The organism is Enterobacter cloacae complex sp. SYL001 (assembly GCF_049237025.1).
In the GTDB taxonomy this organism is placed as follows: Bacteria; Pseudomonadota; Gammaproteobacteria; order Enterobacterales; family Enterobacteriaceae; genus Enterobacter; species Enterobacter intestinihominis.
In genome coordinates this window covers 26,034-41,611 of record NZ_JBMKJI010000034.1, presented here as the reverse complement: position 1 = coordinate 41,611, position 15,578 = coordinate 26,034, and the positions used below count along the sequence as shown (strand labels likewise).

The 15,578-nt window shown below is 52.8% G+C and carries 14 protein-coding genes, 2 tRNA genes and 1 pseudogene; 10 read left to right on the top strand and 7 right to left on the bottom strand.

The window, feature by feature from the left end:
• Nucleotides 1–22: 22 nt before the first annotated feature.
• Nucleotides 23–99 (top strand) — tRNA-Asp (locus ACOTZP_RS21710).
• 160 nt (nt 100–259) lie between these two features.
• Entirely contained in the window at nt 260–1,063 is an 804-nt protein-coding gene (gene dkgB, locus ACOTZP_RS21705; protein ID WP_271075074.1) for a 2,5-didehydrogluconate reductase DkgB, read from the top strand.
• Between the two features lie 30 nt (nt 1,064–1,093).
• Here the strand turns inward: dkgB and yafC are convergent, their stop codons facing one another.
• Entirely contained in the window at nt 1,094–1,999 is a 906-nt protein-coding gene (yafC, locus tag ACOTZP_RS21700; RefSeq protein WP_022647124.1) for a DNA-binding transcriptional regulator YafC, read from the bottom strand.
• Nucleotides 2,000–2,103: 104 nt separating this feature from the next.
• Here yafC and ACOTZP_RS21695 point away from each other — a divergent pair.
• From ACOTZP_RS21695 to ACOTZP_RS21685, 3 genes and pseudogenes are all read left to right on the top strand, one after another.
• Nucleotides 2,104–3,279: pseudogene (locus ACOTZP_RS21695) on the top strand (MFS transporter).
• Nucleotides 3,280–3,416: 137 nt separating this feature from the next.
• On the top strand, nt 3,417–4,217 hold the full coding sequence (locus ACOTZP_RS21690) for an endonuclease/exonuclease/phosphatase family protein (protein ID WP_032621812.1): 801 nt from the start codon (nt 3,417–3,419) through the stop codon (nt 4,215–4,217).
• Between the two features lie 77 nt (nt 4,218–4,294).
• On the top strand, nt 4,295–5,068 hold the full coding sequence (locus ACOTZP_RS21685) for a class I SAM-dependent methyltransferase (protein ID WP_213843047.1): 774 nt from the start codon (nt 4,295–4,297) through the stop codon (nt 5,066–5,068).
• Nucleotides 5,069–5,120: 52 nt separating this feature from the next.
• Here the strand turns inward: ACOTZP_RS21685 and mltD are convergent, their stop codons facing one another.
• Together mltD and gloB are read right to left on the bottom strand one after the other, a co-directional pair.
• Nucleotides 5,121–6,485 carry a murein transglycosylase D gene (gene mltD, locus ACOTZP_RS21680; RefSeq protein WP_271075075.1) on the bottom strand — a complete coding sequence of 455 codons (1,365 nt, stop codon included), beginning with the start codon at nt 6,483–6,485 and terminating at the stop codon, nt 5,121–5,123.
• Between the two features lie 68 nt (nt 6,486–6,553).
• Entirely contained in the window at nt 6,554–7,312 is a 759-nt protein-coding gene (gloB, locus tag ACOTZP_RS21675; protein ID WP_022650425.1) for a hydroxyacylglutathione hydrolase, read from the bottom strand.
• A gap of 32 nt (nt 7,313–7,344) precedes the next feature.
• On the opposite strand from gloB, the gene ACOTZP_RS21670 reads away from it, so the two are divergent.
• A complete protein-coding gene (locus ACOTZP_RS21670) occupies nt 7,345–8,061 on the top strand; it encodes a class I SAM-dependent methyltransferase (protein ID WP_017383714.1) in 717 nt (238 codons plus the stop codon).
• Here the strand turns inward: ACOTZP_RS21670 and rnhA are convergent, their stop codons facing one another.
• Nucleotides 8,062–8,640, bottom strand: a complete 579-nt coding sequence (gene rnhA / locus ACOTZP_RS21665; protein WP_160840538.1) for a ribonuclease HI — start codon at nt 8,638–8,640, stop codon at nt 8,062–8,064.
• Between rnhA and dnaQ the strand changes: the two genes are divergently transcribed.
• Nucleotides 8,594–9,325, top strand: coding sequence for a DNA polymerase III subunit epsilon (dnaQ, locus tag ACOTZP_RS21660; protein ID WP_003863237.1), 732 nt, complete (start codon nt 8,594–8,596; stop codon nt 9,323–9,325). The two genes, rnhA and dnaQ, sit on opposite strands and share 47 nt — an antisense overlap.
• 132 nt (nt 9,326–9,457) lie before the next feature.
• Nucleotides 9,458–9,534, top strand: a tRNA-Asp gene (locus ACOTZP_RS21655).
• Nucleotides 9,535–9,634: 100 nt separating this feature from the next.
• Here ACOTZP_RS21655 and ACOTZP_RS21650 read toward each other — a convergent pair.
• Both ACOTZP_RS21650 and fadE read right to left on the bottom strand, forming a co-directional pair.
• Nucleotides 9,635–10,405, bottom strand: coding sequence for an amidohydrolase (locus tag ACOTZP_RS21650; RefSeq protein ID WP_271075076.1), 771 nt, complete (start codon nt 10,403–10,405; stop codon nt 9,635–9,637).
• A gap of 107 nt (nt 10,406–10,512) precedes the next feature.
• Nucleotides 10,513–12,957, bottom strand: a complete 2,445-nt coding sequence (fadE, locus tag ACOTZP_RS21645; protein ID WP_023299388.1) for an acyl-CoA dehydrogenase FadE — start codon at nt 12,955–12,957, stop codon at nt 10,513–10,515.
• Nucleotides 12,958–13,196: 239 nt separating this feature from the next.
• On the opposite strand from fadE, the gene lpcA reads away from it, so the two are divergent.
• Together lpcA and ACOTZP_RS21635 are read left to right on the top strand one after the other, a co-directional pair.
• The gene (gene lpcA, locus ACOTZP_RS21640; RefSeq protein ID WP_003863232.1) at nt 13,197–13,775 is read left to right on the top strand and encodes a D-sedoheptulose 7-phosphate isomerase; all 579 of its coding nucleotides are present in this window, start codon (nt 13,197–13,199) and stop codon (nt 13,773–13,775) included.
• A gap of 48 nt (nt 13,776–13,823) precedes the next feature.
• Nucleotides 13,824–14,591, top strand: a complete 768-nt coding sequence (locus tag ACOTZP_RS21635; RefSeq protein WP_421633782.1) for a class II glutamine amidotransferase — start codon at nt 13,824–13,826, stop codon at nt 14,589–14,591.
• Here the strand turns inward: ACOTZP_RS21635 and dpaA are convergent.
• A complete protein-coding gene (dpaA, locus tag ACOTZP_RS21630; RefSeq protein WP_271075077.1) occupies nt 14,562–15,302 on the bottom strand; it encodes a peptidoglycan meso-diaminopimelic acid protein amidase in 741 nt (246 codons plus the stop codon). The genes ACOTZP_RS21635 and dpaA overlap by 30 nt on opposite strands.
• Nucleotides 15,303–15,578 lie beyond the last annotated feature (276 nt).

The window sequence follows — 15,578 nt, the reverse complement described above, 5'->3', positions numbered from 1 at the left end:
GGTGGTTACAGAAGTATTCGGTGGAGCGGTAGTTCAGTCGGTTAGAATACCTGCCTGTCACGCAGGGGGTCGCGGGTTCGAGTCCCGTCCGTTCCGCCACTTATTAAAAGCCCTGAGCTAACGCTCAGGGATTTTTTCTTATCTGTCGTTTTACTATTGCGAAATTAGCAAAAATCCTCTGCATTTTACGATCTTTTTCGACATAACAACCACAGCGATAATCCTCCTCAGTTTACGAACATAACGATTGAGGAATGATATGACTATCCCTGCACTGGGTCTGGGCACTTTTCGCCTGAAGGACGACGTTGTTATCGCATCTGTTAAAACCGCACTCGAGTTGGGCTATCGCGCTATTGATACGGCGCAGATTTATGACAACGAAGCTGCCGTAGGTCAGGCTATCGAGGAGAGCGGCGTACCGCGCCATGAGCTTTTCATCACCACCAAAATCTGGATTGAGAACCTCAGCAAAGACAAGCTGATCCCAAGTCTGAAGGAAAGTCTGAAAAAGCTGCGTATTGACTATGTTGATCTGACGCTGATCCACTGGCCATCACCTGGCGATGCCGTCTCCGTAGAAGAGTTCATGCAGGCGCTGCTGGAAGCAAAAGAGCAGGGCTTGACGCGTGAAATTGGTATCTCGAATTTCACTATCCCATTGATGGAAAAAGCCATTGCCGCAGTGGGTAAAGAGAATATTGCTACTAACCAGATTGAACTCTCTCCTTACCTGCAAAACCGCAAACTTGTGGACTGGGCGAAACAGCATGGCATTCACATCACCTCGTACATGACGCTGGCATATGGTAAGGCCCTGAAAGATGAAGTGATTGCGCGCATCGCTGAAAAACACAATGCAACAGCTGCACAGGTGATCCTGGCATGGGCGATAGGTGAAGGATATGCCGTGATCCCGTCTTCAACCAAACGTGAAAACCTGGCAAGTAACCTGTTAGCGTGGGATCTCCAGCTCAATGATGAAGATAAAAAAGCGATCGCTGCACTGGAATGCAACGATCGTCTGGTCAGCCCCGAAGGGTTAGCACCTAACTGGGATTAATAAAAACCCTCCCTCTGTGCCTTTAAACCCTCATACAGCTCCTCCGGGAGCTGTTTTTATATGCTCACTAAGGAAGTCGATAAATGCGCGTATGCGCGTACTTACTGCTCTGTCACTGTAATACACCGCGCTAAAAGGCATCTCTACAGGTAAGCGTTTGTCAGCCATTAGCTCAACTAGCTGGCCCGCGGCTATTTCCTTATCAATCATATAGTCTGATAAACAGGCGATCCCGTTTCCTTCAAGACATAGCTGTTTCAGCGTTTCCCCGCTATTAGACGAAAGTCCGCAGGTGATCTCATGAAGTTGTCCGTCATGACAGGCCACGGGCCAGGTGTTCAGCGAGACAGGCTCCGTAAAGCCCAGGCACAGGTGCTGCTTCAGCTCCTCAACGGTCTCAGGTTTGCCATGCTCTGCAATATATTGCGGTGACGCGATAATTTTGCGGTAGCTGGTGAACAGAGGGCGAGCGCGTAAACTTGAATCCGTCAGGGTTCCCGCGCGGATCGCCACGTCAACTTTACGCTCAATCAGGTTAATGAACGTCTCAGAGGAGACCAGAGACAGGGTCATCTCCGGGTAGCGTTCGCGGAAGGGTTTAATCAACGGCATCAGGAAATGCAGCACGACCGGCGTCGCCGCATCTATGCGCAGCAGCCCACGCGGCGTGCTGCGAGATTCCATGATTTCCGTTTCTGCTGCCGCCATCTCCTGCAAAACGGACTGCACGCGTCGAAAATAACGTTCACCTTCTTCCGTCAGGCTGAGCTGCCGCGTTGTTCTGTTGAGCAGACTCACCCCGAGCTTCATCTCCAGCTTTTTCACCGAGCGGCTGATGGCGGAGTTCGCCTGCCCGAGCTGTTCGGCAGCACGGCTGAAGCTGCCGCTTTCAACAACGGCAACGAAGACAGTCAGTTCTTCCGATGTGGCTTTCATTATTGCATCACCTGCAAAATTCTATTGAGATTCTAACCATTTTTGTTATTTAAACACTGGCGCATACTGCCTGTCATCTTAATCCTGAAGAGACGGAGTATTTTATGCCACTGGCGCTTCTTGCCCTGACGATCAGTGCCTTTGCAATTGGCACGACCGAATTTGTTATTGTAGGACTTGTTCCTACCATTGCTGAACAACTAGCTATCTCGCTGCCTTCTGCCGGGCTGCTGGTATCTATTTACGCGTTAGGCGTCGCTGTTGGGGCGCCTGTGCTGACCGCACTGACTGGACGCTTTCCACGTAAACAACTGTTAGTTGCCCTGATGGTGCTCTTCACCGCTGGCAATATTCTGGCGTGGCAGTCACCGGATTACTCCACGCTGGTCATTGCCCGCCTGCTGACAGGCCTCGCGCACGGTGTCTTCTTCTCCATCGGTTCCACGATTGCAACCAGCCTGGTGCCAAAAGAGAAAGCGGCGTCAGCCATTGCGATTATGTTTGGTGGCTTAACCGTCGCGCTGGTCACCGGCGTGCCGTTAGGAACGTTTATCGGACAACATTTTGGCTGGCGTGAAATCTTCCTCGCGGTATCGCTGTTGGGCGTGATTGCTCTGGTAGCCAGCCTGCTGCTGGTGCCCTCCAGTATTCCGGGGCGCGCGAGCGCCAGCCTGAGCGATCAGGTTAAAGTTCTGACACACCCGCGCCTGCTGCTGATCTATGCCGTTACGGCCCTGGGTTATGGAGGTGTGTTCACTGCGTTCACCTTCCTTGCACCGATGATGCAGGAACTGGCTGGTTTTTCTCCGGGCGCGGTGAGCTAGATTTTACTGGGCTACGGTATCTCCGTCGCAATCGGCAATATCTGGGGCGGCAAGCTTGCGGATAAGCATGGTGCGGTACCGGCGCTGAAATTCATCTTCGCCGCCCTGGTTGCCCTGCTGATGATTTTCCAGTTCACCGCATCGATGCAATACGCCGCGCTGGTAACGGTGTTGGTTATGGGGATATTCGCTTTTGGTAACGTGCCGGGATTGCAGGTATATGTTGTGCAGAAAGCCGAACGTTATACGCCTAATGCGGTGGATGTCGCATCTGGGCTGAATATCGCCGCATTTAATATCGGTATCGCACTCGGTTCGGTTATTGGTGGGCAGGTGGTTGAACGTGTTGGATTAACCCAAACGCCATGGATTGGTGCGGTAATTGTGCTTATCGCTTTCCTCCTTATTGGTCTTAGTGGACGGCTTGATAAACCCGCTCGCGTCGCACTTGGATAAGTGTCAGTAAGTGCTTGCTTACAAAACTGGAAAGCGGTTTCTCAGTAATTGCGTTGAAAGTGTGACCTAAAATCCCTATAACATTAGAACCAGTCCGTTTTCCGGGCTGGTTAATGTTACAGAGGCCGTTTCCAAAAGTGCGAAAAAATACCTATGCCATGCGTTATGTTGCCGGAATGCCTGCGGAGAGGATCTTGCCTCCGGGGTCGTTTGCGAGCCTTAGCCAGGCATTACCAGCGGGCACTCCATTAAGCAGTGACGAAAAAATTCGCGTACTGGTGTGGAACATCTTTAAGCAACAGCGTGCGGAGTGGTTATCCGTACTTCAAAATTTTGGTAAAGATGCGCATCTGGTTCTGTTACAGGAGGCGCAAACCACGCCTGAACTGGTCAGGTTTGCAACGACGAACTATCTTGCAGCCGATCAGGTGCCTGCCTTTGTTCTGCCACAGCATCCTTCCGGGGTGATGACCCTTTCAGCCGCACATCCGGTCTATTGCTGCCCGCTGCGTGAACGTGAGCCGATCCTGCGTCTGGCAAAATCAGCGCTGGTCACGGTCTATCCGTTGCCCGACACCCGTCTGCTGATGGTGGTAAACATTCATGCGGTGAACTTCAGCCTGGGTGTTGATGTGTACAGTAAGCAGTTACTTCCCATCGGCGATCAGATTGCTCATCACAGTGGGCCGATCATTATGGCCGGGGACTTCAATGCCTGGAGCCGTCCGCGTATGAACGCGTTATACCGCTTCGCGCGTGAAATGTCGCTGCGTGAAGTTCGTTTTAACGATGACCAGCGCAAGAAAGCGTTTGGTCGTCCTCTCGATTTTGTCTTCTATCGGGGTTTAAGCGTGCACGACGCCTCCGTTCTGGTGACGCGCGCCTCCGATCATAATCCTCTACTAGTTGAATTCAGTCCCGGCAAACCTGATAAATAATGGTGCGTCAGGTCTGCCGTGGGGCAGGCCTGTGCGGGTGCTGCCCTTTATTTTTTAACCCATAAAAGGACAGCAACATGACAACAACACACTCCCATCATGACAACGTCGAAAAACAGTTTGGTTCTCAGGCAAGTGCCTACCTGAGCAGTGCCGTACATGCCTCTGGCCGCGATCTGGTACGTCTCGGCGAACGGCTCGCCGCGTTTCCTGACGCGCACGTGCTGGACTTAGGCTGCGGAGCGGGGCACGCCAGTTTTACCGCCGCACAGCAGGTTGCTCAGGTGACGGCGTATGACTTATCGAGCCAGATGCTGGATGTGGTTGCTGAAGCGGCGAAAGCGAAAGGGCTGAATAACGTCACGACGCGACAGGGCTACGCTGAATCTTTACCCTTTGAGGATGCATCGTTTGAGGTTGTGATTAGCCGTTACTCTGCACACCACTGGCATGATGTGGGGCAGGCATTACGGGAAGTAAAACGCGTACTCAAACCGGGCGGAATCTTCATCATCATGGACGTGATGTCTCCCGGACATCCGGTACGAAATATCTGGCTCCAGACGGTTGAAGCGCTGCGTGATACCTCGCACGTGCAAAACTACTCCAGTGGAGAGTGGCTTACGTTTATCACCGAAGCCGGCTTGATTTCACGCTCATTGATAACCGACCGTTTGCCGCTGGAGTTTGCGTCATGGATTGCGCGGATGCGCACCCCCGAGGCATTAACTCAGGCGATCCGATTGTACCAGGAGAGCGCCTCTGCTGATGTGAAGGCGTACTTTGAGCTGCATGACGATGGTTCGTTTACTAGCGACACCATTATGGCTGAAGCGCAAAAAGCAGGATAAACAAAAAAGGCACCGAGGGGAATCGGTGCCTTTTTAACAAGCGAACGTACTATCAGGAATCTGGCGTAGCGCTGTTTTTCACAAACAACGTCAGCTGGTCGCCAGGTTGCAGGTTGTCAGTATCGTTGTTCCAGCGCATCACATCTTTGATGTTTACGCCGTGACGCTTAGCAATACTGGACAGCGAGTCGCCTTTACGTACGCGATAGGTAATGCTATCGCTGTTTTTAGCGAGACGCTGTGCGCTGCTACCTGCACCTACGTTCAGCTTTTGACCCACTTTCAGACCAGATCCGCGCAGATTATTCCACTGCTGGAGATCTTTCGCATTCACGCCAAGACGTGATGCAATACCTGAAAGCGTATCACCTGAACGCACCTTATAGCTGCGGCTGCTTACAGGCGACGTATCAGCGATCAGCGTGGACTGAACGGCTGCGATTTCACCCGAAGCTAAAGACTCTCGTAACTGTTCCGCATGTTTCTGCGGAACCATCACATAGCGTGGGCCACTAGCACCCAGCGTGGAGCCTTTAACACCTGCATTAAAGGTTTTAAGCTTACTTACCGACATACCCGTCATATCGGCAACCTGTTGAATATCAACCGGACTGCTGAGGCGGACACGCGCCAGTGCACGACTTTCGTCTGGTGTTGGCAGTTGTACACCGTAACGTTTGCTGTTCTTGAGAATGTCACTCAGTGCCAGCATTTTCGGTACGTAAATCTTTGTTTCCTGTGGCAGCGAGAGCGACCAGAAGTCTGTGGATTTTCCACGCGCTTTATTCGCTTTCATTGCCTTCAGTACACGACCTTCACCACTGTTATACGCCGCGACAGTCAATAACCAGTCGCCGTCAAACATCTTGTTCAGACGTTGCATCATGTCGAGAGCGGCTGTCGTTGAAGCGACAACATCACGACGCGCATCGTAGTTGCGGGTCTGCTTTAAACCATAATTTCGCCCTGTGCTCGGAATGATCTGCCAGATGCCTGCTGCATTGGCGCCAGACGTCGCGTGCGGGTCAAAAGCGCTCTCCACTATGGGTAGTAGTACCAGTTCCATAGGCATGTTACGTTTCTTAACTTGCCCGGCTATCCAGTACATATACGGCTCTGCCCGTAATGTTACATCGTGGAGATAGCTCTTATTTCTCAAATACTTCTGTTTCTGTTCGCGAATCCGGCTGTTTTCCGGAATTCCCATCTTTAGCTCGTCGCCAATAGAGGCCCACAAGTCTTGTTCCTGCGCGAAGGATGTCCCATCGTCCAACCATCGCGCCTGACTCGTAAACTTCCCTGCTTCCCCTTGACCAGCCGCAGAAAGGCTCTGTGCGTGCTGTTGTACGTTGCTGCCGTTTTGTGACTGGCAACCTACAAGCAGGACAGAGGCGAGTAATATCGCTTTTGCCTTCATGTGTGTGTCAATAGTTGCTTAAAAGACGAGCGATGATAACGGCGAAATTTTGAAAAGGCAACCCGCAATTATCTGAAGTTATCTTTCTTTGACCTTAACCATGCAAATCGCGCTTCAGGTTGTAACAAATTTGTTTCTTGATTAATTTTATTAATTAAATCAACATCATCAGTTCTTAAAAATAAATTAATTTGTCGTTCATTTTTCAGAATTACGGGGAGTGTTTTTTGGTTTTTTGCACGTAACTCCTTCACTTTCAGGTAATAATCCTGAATCGCCCGATCCTCAGGCAGCACGCTTGCAGCAAACTTCATATTCCCTAATGTATACTCATGTGCGCAACAAATTACGGTGTCGGCTGGAAGCGCATTAATTTTTTGTAAAGATTGATACATCTGTTCTGGCGTGCCTTCAAACAGCCTTCCACAGCCGCCAGAAAACAGCGTGTCGCCACAAAACAGATAAGGTTTGCTGTAGAAACAGAGATGACCGGAAGTGTGACCTGGCGTAGCAAATACGGAAAACTCCCACCCGAGGATGAGGATACTTTCGCCTTCTTCGACAACTTGCGTCGTACCCTTATCCTGTGTCTCTGCCGGTCCGTAGACGGGAAGATGAGGATAGCGCGCAAGGAGATCGGGAACACCGCCGACATGATCGTGATGGTGATGGGTAAGTAGGATCGCTTCAGGCTGCCAGCCGTTTTCTTTTATCGCGTGCAGGATCGGTGCGGATTCGCCTGGATCAACAATGATGCATCTGCGATCGTCGTCGACTAAAACCCAGATGTAATTGTCCTGAAAGGCGGAAATACTGATAAGATTCATGCATTACCTCTTATAGCGTGGCGGGTGTTTTGATGAAACCGGCAAGGATACCTCAGACTGTCGCACCACCGGAACGTTGGGCAGAGTTGCCCTGGGGTGAATATTATCGCGAGGCCTTAGAACTTCAGCTTAAACCTTGGCTCGCGAAAATGTATGGTTTTCACCTGCTTAAGATTGGCAATCTGAGCGCAGAAATCAATACCGAAAGCTGCGCTATCTCGCATCAGGTTAGCGTATCGCTTAATGGCTCCCCGGTTCAGGTGAAAGCGGATCCGCTGCATTTGCCGTTTGCGGAAAAATCCATTGATGCCTGTCTGCTCGCCCATACGCTGCCTTGGTGCAGCGATCCCCATCGTCTGCTGCGGGAAGCCGACCGCGTTTTGATTGATGACGGCTGGCTGATCCTGAGCGGTTTTAATCCGCTGAGTCTGATGGGGCTACGTAAACTGACGCCCGTTCTGCGCCGCACGCCGCCCTATAACAGCAGGATGTTTACCATGATGCGCCAGCTGGACTGGCTTTCACTGTTAAATTTCGAAGTGCTGAGCTATGGGGGTTTTCAGGTCATCCCCTGGACGCGTAAAGGCGGGGTCTTATTAAGCACCCATTTACCCGCGCTGGGCTGCATGCAATTTATTGTCGCGCGTAAGAGGACGATCCCCCTTACGCTCAACCCAATGAAGCAAAGCAAATCAAAAACGCGGATCCGCCAGACCGTGGGGGCCACGCGGCAGTACAAAAAACCGTGATCAGGATTCAGGTTGATAACCTGCATCCTCATGGGTTGGGTTGGATGCCGCCGCGCGAGCCAGCTCGTCACAGCGTTCGTTTTCAGGATGACCGGCGTGCCCCTTTACCCACTCCCATTTGATTTCGTGCTGACCGAGGGCGGCATCAAGACGCTTCCAGAGATCGACATTCTTGACCGGTTTTTTCTCTGCCGTTTTCCAGCCGCGTTTTTTCCAGTTGTGGATCCATTGGGTAATGCCCTGGCGGACATACTGGCTGTCGGTACTCAGCACCACGTCGCAATGTTCTTTTAACGCTTCCAGCGCCACGATGGCCGCCATCAACTCCATGCGGTTGTTGGTGGTCAGGAAATAGCCTTCACTAAAGGTTTTTTCATGCTGGCGATAGCGCATAATGGCACCATAGCCGCCGGGCCCTGGGTTACCGAGACAAGATCCATCGGTGAAAATTTCTACCTGTTTACGCATCTCTGGTAGACTTCCTGTATTTGAAACGTTCAGTAAAACGATAAGTCTGACATAAATGACCGCTATGAGCACTGCAATTACTCGCCAGATTGTTCTCGATACCGAAACCACCGGTATGAACCAGATTGGCGCCCACTACGAAGGGCATAAAATCATTGAGATTGGTGCCGTTGAAGTGGTGAACCGTCGCCTTACGGGCAACAACTTCCACGTTTACCTCAAACCCGATCGGCTGGTGGACCCGGAAGCGTTCGGCGTTCACGGAATTGCCGACGAGTTTTTGCTGGATAAGCCCACCTTTGCCGACGTCGCAGATGAATTTCTCGACTACATCAGAGGTGCGGAACTTGTCATTCATAACGCGTCGTTCGATATCGGCTTTATGGACTATGAGTTCAGCAAGCTCAACCGTGATATTCCGAAGACGAATACGTTCTGTAAAGTCACGGATAGCCTGGCGCTGGCAAGGAAGATGTTCCCCGGCAAGCGTAACAGCCTTGATGCCCTGTGCTCTCGCTATGAGATAGACAACACCAAGCGAACGCTGCATGGCGCATTGCTCGATGCCCAGATCCTGGCCGATGTCTACCTGACCATGACCGGCGGGCAAACGTCGATGAAATTCAGTATGGAAAATGAATCCCAGCAGACGCGGGATGAAGGGGGAATTCAGCGCATTGTGCGTCAGGCGAATCGCCTGCGGGTTGTTTTAGCCAGTGATGAAGAACTGATGAACCATGAATCTCGTCTCGATTTAGTGCAGAAGAAGGGCGGAAGCTGTTTGTGGCGCACGTGAAAATGTGCCGAAACGTTTGTTAAATCACCGTTTGGGTGAATTTTGCAGCAAACGATTCAAAACCTGAGAAAAAGCGTTGACGAGTTCAGAGGCAAACCGTAATATTCGCCTCGTTCCCCAAACGGGAACAGTGGAGCGGTAGTTCAGTCGGTTAGAATACCTGCCTGTCACGCAGGGGGTCGCGGGTTCGAGTCCCGTCCGTTCCGCCACTATTCAGGCCCACGTTATTTATAACGTGGGCCTTTTTCATTTCTGCTTTTCCCTGATGTTACGCAAGGCGATAAGCCAGGGTAACATCGCGGGTTGCGTTTATCCGATCGTAAACTGATCTGCATCCTGCCAGGCCGGAAACTTCTCCCGATACTCCTTTAACGCCGTTAACGAGATCTCAGCGTCAATTCGTGTCGCCTGATGCGGCTCGGCGGTGGCAATAATCTCACCCTGCGGACTGATCACCCGGCTGTCACCGCGATAGTGATGCCCGTTGCCGTCCGTTCCTACGCGGTTACAGCCAACGACATAAGCCTGATTTTCAATTGCGCGCGCGGTCAGTAAAGCCTGCCAGTGCAGCGAGCGTGGGGCGGGCCAGTTGGCGACGTACAACGCCAGGTCATAATCGTTGCGGTTGCGCGACCACACCGGGAAGCGCAGGTCATAGCAGACCAGCGGCAGAATACGCCAGCCACGCCATTCAAATACCACGCGTTCGCTTCCGGCTTCATAATGTTGATGTTCATCCGCCATGCGGAACAGATGGCGCTTATCGTAGAAATGGACGTTTCCTTCCGGCTCGACCAGCAGGAAGCGGTTGACCGGTCCGCGCCCGGTCTGGAGTGCGACGCTACCGGCAATCAGCGCGTTTGTTTCCTGCGCCCTGGCGTGCATCCAGGCCACCACCTCGTCCTGCGGCATGGACTGTTTTGCTGCCTCCATCGCGAAACCTGTGGTGAACATCTCCGGCAGGACAATCACATCGCGTCCGGTAATCTCTTCCAGCTGGCGATCAAAATGGCGAAGGTTGGCGGGGCCGTCCATCCACACTAAAGGTTGCTGCAAAACAGAAATCTTTAAACCAGGCACGATACAGGCTCCTTAATAAACACTTTTTGACACTGTAGCACGTCATTACCAGAAATTGTGGCAATAAAAAACCCCGCGCGGGGCGGGGTTTGTGAGAGCAAAATACCTTATGCCGCTTCAGGTTTGCGGTGCTTCTCTGGCAGCTTTACCGGCTGAGTCGCCAGCTCTTCTGGTTCGAAATCATCCACGTTAATACTGCGCAGACGGCTCTCTTCGGCTTTCACCAGAATCGCAGCTTCGCTGTTGTCGATGATGCCACCCGCCAGCGCCTGTTTTGCCAGCTCATCCAGTCGTGTAAACGGCAGGTTTTTGCCCAGCTGTTTGCAGATCTTCTGGTGAATCGGGTCGGCGGCCATCACGTCAAGCAGCGCTTCTTCCAGCAAACCTACCGGGTTATGCGGGGTAGGTTCCAGGTATTGACCACGGCCAATACGGGAACGGGTTGCGCTTGGTACCTGGAGGATCTTCGCCACTTTATGATCCAGCTTGTCAGACGGTGCCAGATGGTGACGACCGGTCGGGAAGATCACCGCGCGCAGGGCGCCCGCCACGAAGCGGTTCGGGAAGTTTGCCAGCAGGTCGTCAATCGCCTGTTCCGCCTGATACATCGCATCCTGCACGCCCCAGTGCACCAGCGGCAGATCCGCTTCCTGACGGCCTTCATCGTCGTAGCGTTTCAGCACCGCAGAGGCCAGGAAGATCTGGCTCAGCACATCACCCAGACGGGCGGAGATGCGTTCGCGACGCTTCAGGCTTCCGCCCAGAACGGCCATGGAGACGTCAGACAGCAGCGCCAGGTTAGCGCTCAGACGGTTCAGGTGTTGGTAGTAACGTTTGGTTGCATCGCGGGTCGGCGTCGCGCTGGTCAGCCCCCGCGTCAGGCCGAGCCAGAAGCTGCGAACTTCATTGCTGCCAACGTGACCGATATGTTTGAACAGCAGCTTGTCGAAGGCATCCACGTCGTTATTCTGCGCAGCGGCCATCTCTTCCAGCACGTACGGATGGCAACGAATCGCACCCTGGCCGAAGATCATCATGCTACGGGTCAGGATGTTTGCCCCTTCCACGGTGATGGCAATCGGTGCACCCTGATAGCCGCGCGCCAGGAAGTTGCCTTCGCCAAGCATAATGCCTTTACCGCCTGCGATATCCATTGCATCAATAATTGACTGCTGTGCACGGTGGGTACAGTGGTACTTCACAATCGCCGACAGCACGGCGGGTTTCTCGCCCAGCATAATACCGTAGGTAATCAGCGAGGCTGCGGCGTCCATCACGTAGGCATTGCCCGCAATACGCGCCAGCGGCTCTTCGATACCTTCCATCTTGCCGATGGAGATTTTGAACTGACGGCGGATATGCGCGTAAGCCCCAATCCCCATCGCCACCGATTTCAGACCGCCGGTAGAGTTCGACGGCAGGGTAATGCCGCGGCCCACCGACAGACATTCCACCAGCATACGCCAGCCCTGGCCGGCCATTTTCGGACCACCGATGATGTAGTCAATCGGCACAAAGATATCCTGACCGCGAGTCGGGCCGTTCTGGAACGGTACGTTCAGCGGGAAATGACGACGACCAATTTCAACCCCCGGGGTCGAGGTTGGGATCAGCGCACAGGTAATGCCCAAATCTTCTTCACCGCCCAGCAGTTTTTCCGGGTCAGAAAGTTTGAACGCCAGACCGAGTACGGTGGCGATAGGCGCCAGGGTGATATAACGTTTGTTCCAGGTCAGGCGCATGCCCAGCACCTGTTCGCCCTGCCATTCGCCCATGCAGACCACGCCAGTATCCGGGATCGCACCGGCATCAGAACCGGCTTCCGGGCTGGTCAGCGCGAAGCACGGAATTTCCTGACCACGCGCCAGACGCGGCAGATAGTGATCTTTCTGCTCTTCCGTACCGTAATGCTGTAACAGCTCGCCCGGGCCTAAGGAGTTTGGCACGCCAACGGTGATCGCCAGGATCCCGGAAACACCCGCCAGTTTTTGCAGGACGCGAGCCTGAGCGTAAGCGGAGAATTCCAGACCGCCGTACTCTTTCTTAATGATCATCGCGAAGAAGCGATGCTCTTTCAGATATGCCCACAGCTCAGGCGGCAGGTCGGCCATTTCGTGAGTGATGGCAAAATCGTTCGCCATGCGGCAGGCTTCTTCCACCGGGCCGTCAATAAAGGCTTGTTCTTCGGCGGTCAGACGCGGCTGCGGGTAGTTGTGCAGCTTTTTCCAGTCCGGGTTGCCCTGGAACAGATCGCCTTCCCACCAGGTCGTGCCCGCATCAATCGCTTCTTTCTCCGTGCGCGACATCGGCGGCATCACTTTACGGAATCCCTTGAACACCGGCGCGGAGATCATCGACTTACGCATCGGCGTCAGGTTAAACGGCAGCAAAATGATTGCCAGGGGAACAAGTACCCAGATATTCCACAGGCCAGCGACGCCAAGTGCAGCCGTCCAGGCCAGAAGAATCAGGCTACTCAGGAATAAACTGACACGGTGATAGAACAACACCCCGAGCAGCACAACGGTTGCGAAAATGCTCAAAATCATCATAAAGAAAAGCTCCCTTGCTTGTAGGAGGTCTGACCACTTGTGATGATATGGTTGTAGTTGATGTCATTTCCTTTAGCAATGTGTTTACAAAATAATTACAACCTGGTTCACATTGTTCGCGTTTTAGCCGGCACAAAAAATCAAAACGCCGGACGATTCGCATGGCTTTAGCTTCTCGCTTTTACTGCTATCCGGTACACTCCACTGTGTTATTTCATCAATACTGAAGGATTATCCTCATGTACCAGGATCTTATTCGTAACGAACTGAACGAAGCGGCGGAAACGCTGGCGAATTTTCTGAAAGATGATGCCAATATTCACGCTATTCAGCGCGCGGCGGTCCTGCTTGCCGACAGTTTCAAAGCCGGCGGTAAAGTGCTTTCCTGCGGTAACGGCGGTTCCCACTGTGACGCCATGCACTTCGCCGAAGAGCTGACCGGACGCTATCGCGAAAACCGTCCGGGCTACCCGGCGATTGCGATTTCCGACGTGAGCCACATCTCCTGTGTAGGCAACGACTTCGGTTACGACCATATCTTTTCCCGCTACGTTGAAGCCGTAGGCCGTGAAGGCGACGTGCTGCTGGGGATCTCCACGTCCGGTAACTCCGCTAACGTGATCAAAGCGATCGCCGCCGCGCGTGAGAAGGGCATGAAAGTGATCACCCTGACCGGGAAAGATGGCGGTAAGATGGACGGTACAGCGGACATTGAAATCCGTGTACCACACTTCGGTTATGCGGATCGCGTTCAGGAAATTCACATCAAAGTGATCCACATCCTGATCCAACTGATCGAAAAAGAGATGGTTAAGTAAGACTTCGCTGGGGGGCGCCGGTGCCCCCCGCTGTTGTGGAGGTGTTCTATGTGCGAACTGCTCGGGATGAGCGCCAATGTGCCAACCGATATCTGCTTTAGTTTCACCGGGCTGGTTCAGCGCGGTGGAGGAACCGGGCCGCATAAAGACGGCTGGGGCATTACCTTCTACGAAGGCAAAGGATGTCGCAAGTTTAAAGATCCACAGCCCAGCTTTAACTCACCCATTGCCAGACTGGTGCAGGACTATCCTATTAAATCCTGTTCGGTGATCGCCCATATCCGCCAGGCCAATCGTGGCGAAGTGGCGCTGGAAAATACCCATCCGTTTACCCGTGAACTGTGGGGACGTAACTGGACCTATGCGCACAACGGGCAGCTCTCGGGCTATAAATCACTGGAAACCGGCAATTTTCGTCCTGTCGGTGAAACGGACAGCGAAAAAGCATTTTGCTGGCTGCTGCACAAGCTGACCGAGCGCTACCCCCGTACGCCCGGCAACATGACCGCAGTATTTAAGTACATAGCGTCACTGGCGTCTGAGTTACGCGAGAAGGGCGTGTTTAATATGCTGCTGTCTGACGGACGCTACGTGATGGCATTCTGCTCGACGAATCTGTTCTGGATCACCCGACGTGCGCCGTTTGGCGTCGCCACGCTGCTCGATCAGGATGTGGAAATTGATTTTCAGAAGGAGACCACACCGAACGATGTGGTCACTGTCATTGCAACGCAGCCGCTGACGGGCAACGAAACCTGGCAAAAGATCATGCCAGGCGAGTGGGCGCTATTTTGTCTCGGGGACCGCGTAATTTGACGCCAGCTGAGGCTGAACCACTTCATGGCTGAGCGGTTTACTCACCACGTAACGGCCATTGACGATGGACACCACCGGCGGCTTATGGGTCTGCTCGAAGTAGTCATAACCCGGTTTTAGCTGTTTCCAGAAATCTGTGTAAACAGAGTACTTATGGCGCGCCATGTTGGCATCCGTCATACGGAACGGATAGATGCTGACCTGAACATTCGGCTGGCCGAAGACCAGTGCGCCCGTGACAAACTGGAAGATTTCATCAATGCCGGAATCCGTCATCGCATAACAGCCGACAGACACGCAGGCGCCGTGGATCATCAGGTATTTCCCTTCGTAACCGTGCGCACGGTCGAAGGCATTGGGGAAACCGATGTTAATCGCTTTATAGAAGCGGCTGTCCGGTTTTAGCTGGTTACGCTGAACGTTGTAAAACCCTTCCGGACTTTTGAAGTCACCCTGGCGCTGTTTCGGCCCCAGTCCGCCAGAATAGTTACAGATTTTGTAGCTATCGAGCAGTTGATACGTCTCGCCCATTTTGACAAACAGATCGAGTGTGCGCTCTTCCTTGACGATTTGAATATAAACCGGGGATCCCATCAACTGCTGTTTATACTCTTTGCTGACCGGCGTCGTTGAACTATTACTGCCAAGCAGCCCGGCAAACGACATGCACGGTATCAGAAGCATCGCAATGAACAATGCGATTTTACGCATACTACTGGTTCCTTGATAAAACAATGACCAACTTGCCAGAACGGCAAAAGACACCCGAAATCAGACTAATCTGGACAGGAGCGCTCACATTAGCACCGATGGAGATTTTCGCAAGAGCCAACCTTTGCGTTTACAAATTAGTTTTACTTTATAACCCATTCATATCGTCCTGACTCCAGGAACTTTGCGCAATAGCTCGCATTTCGGCGCGCCAGACGGCGGATTTACTGCCCTTGGCAGGGCCGAAAATGGTACACTCCGGCCTCTCTGGATTGT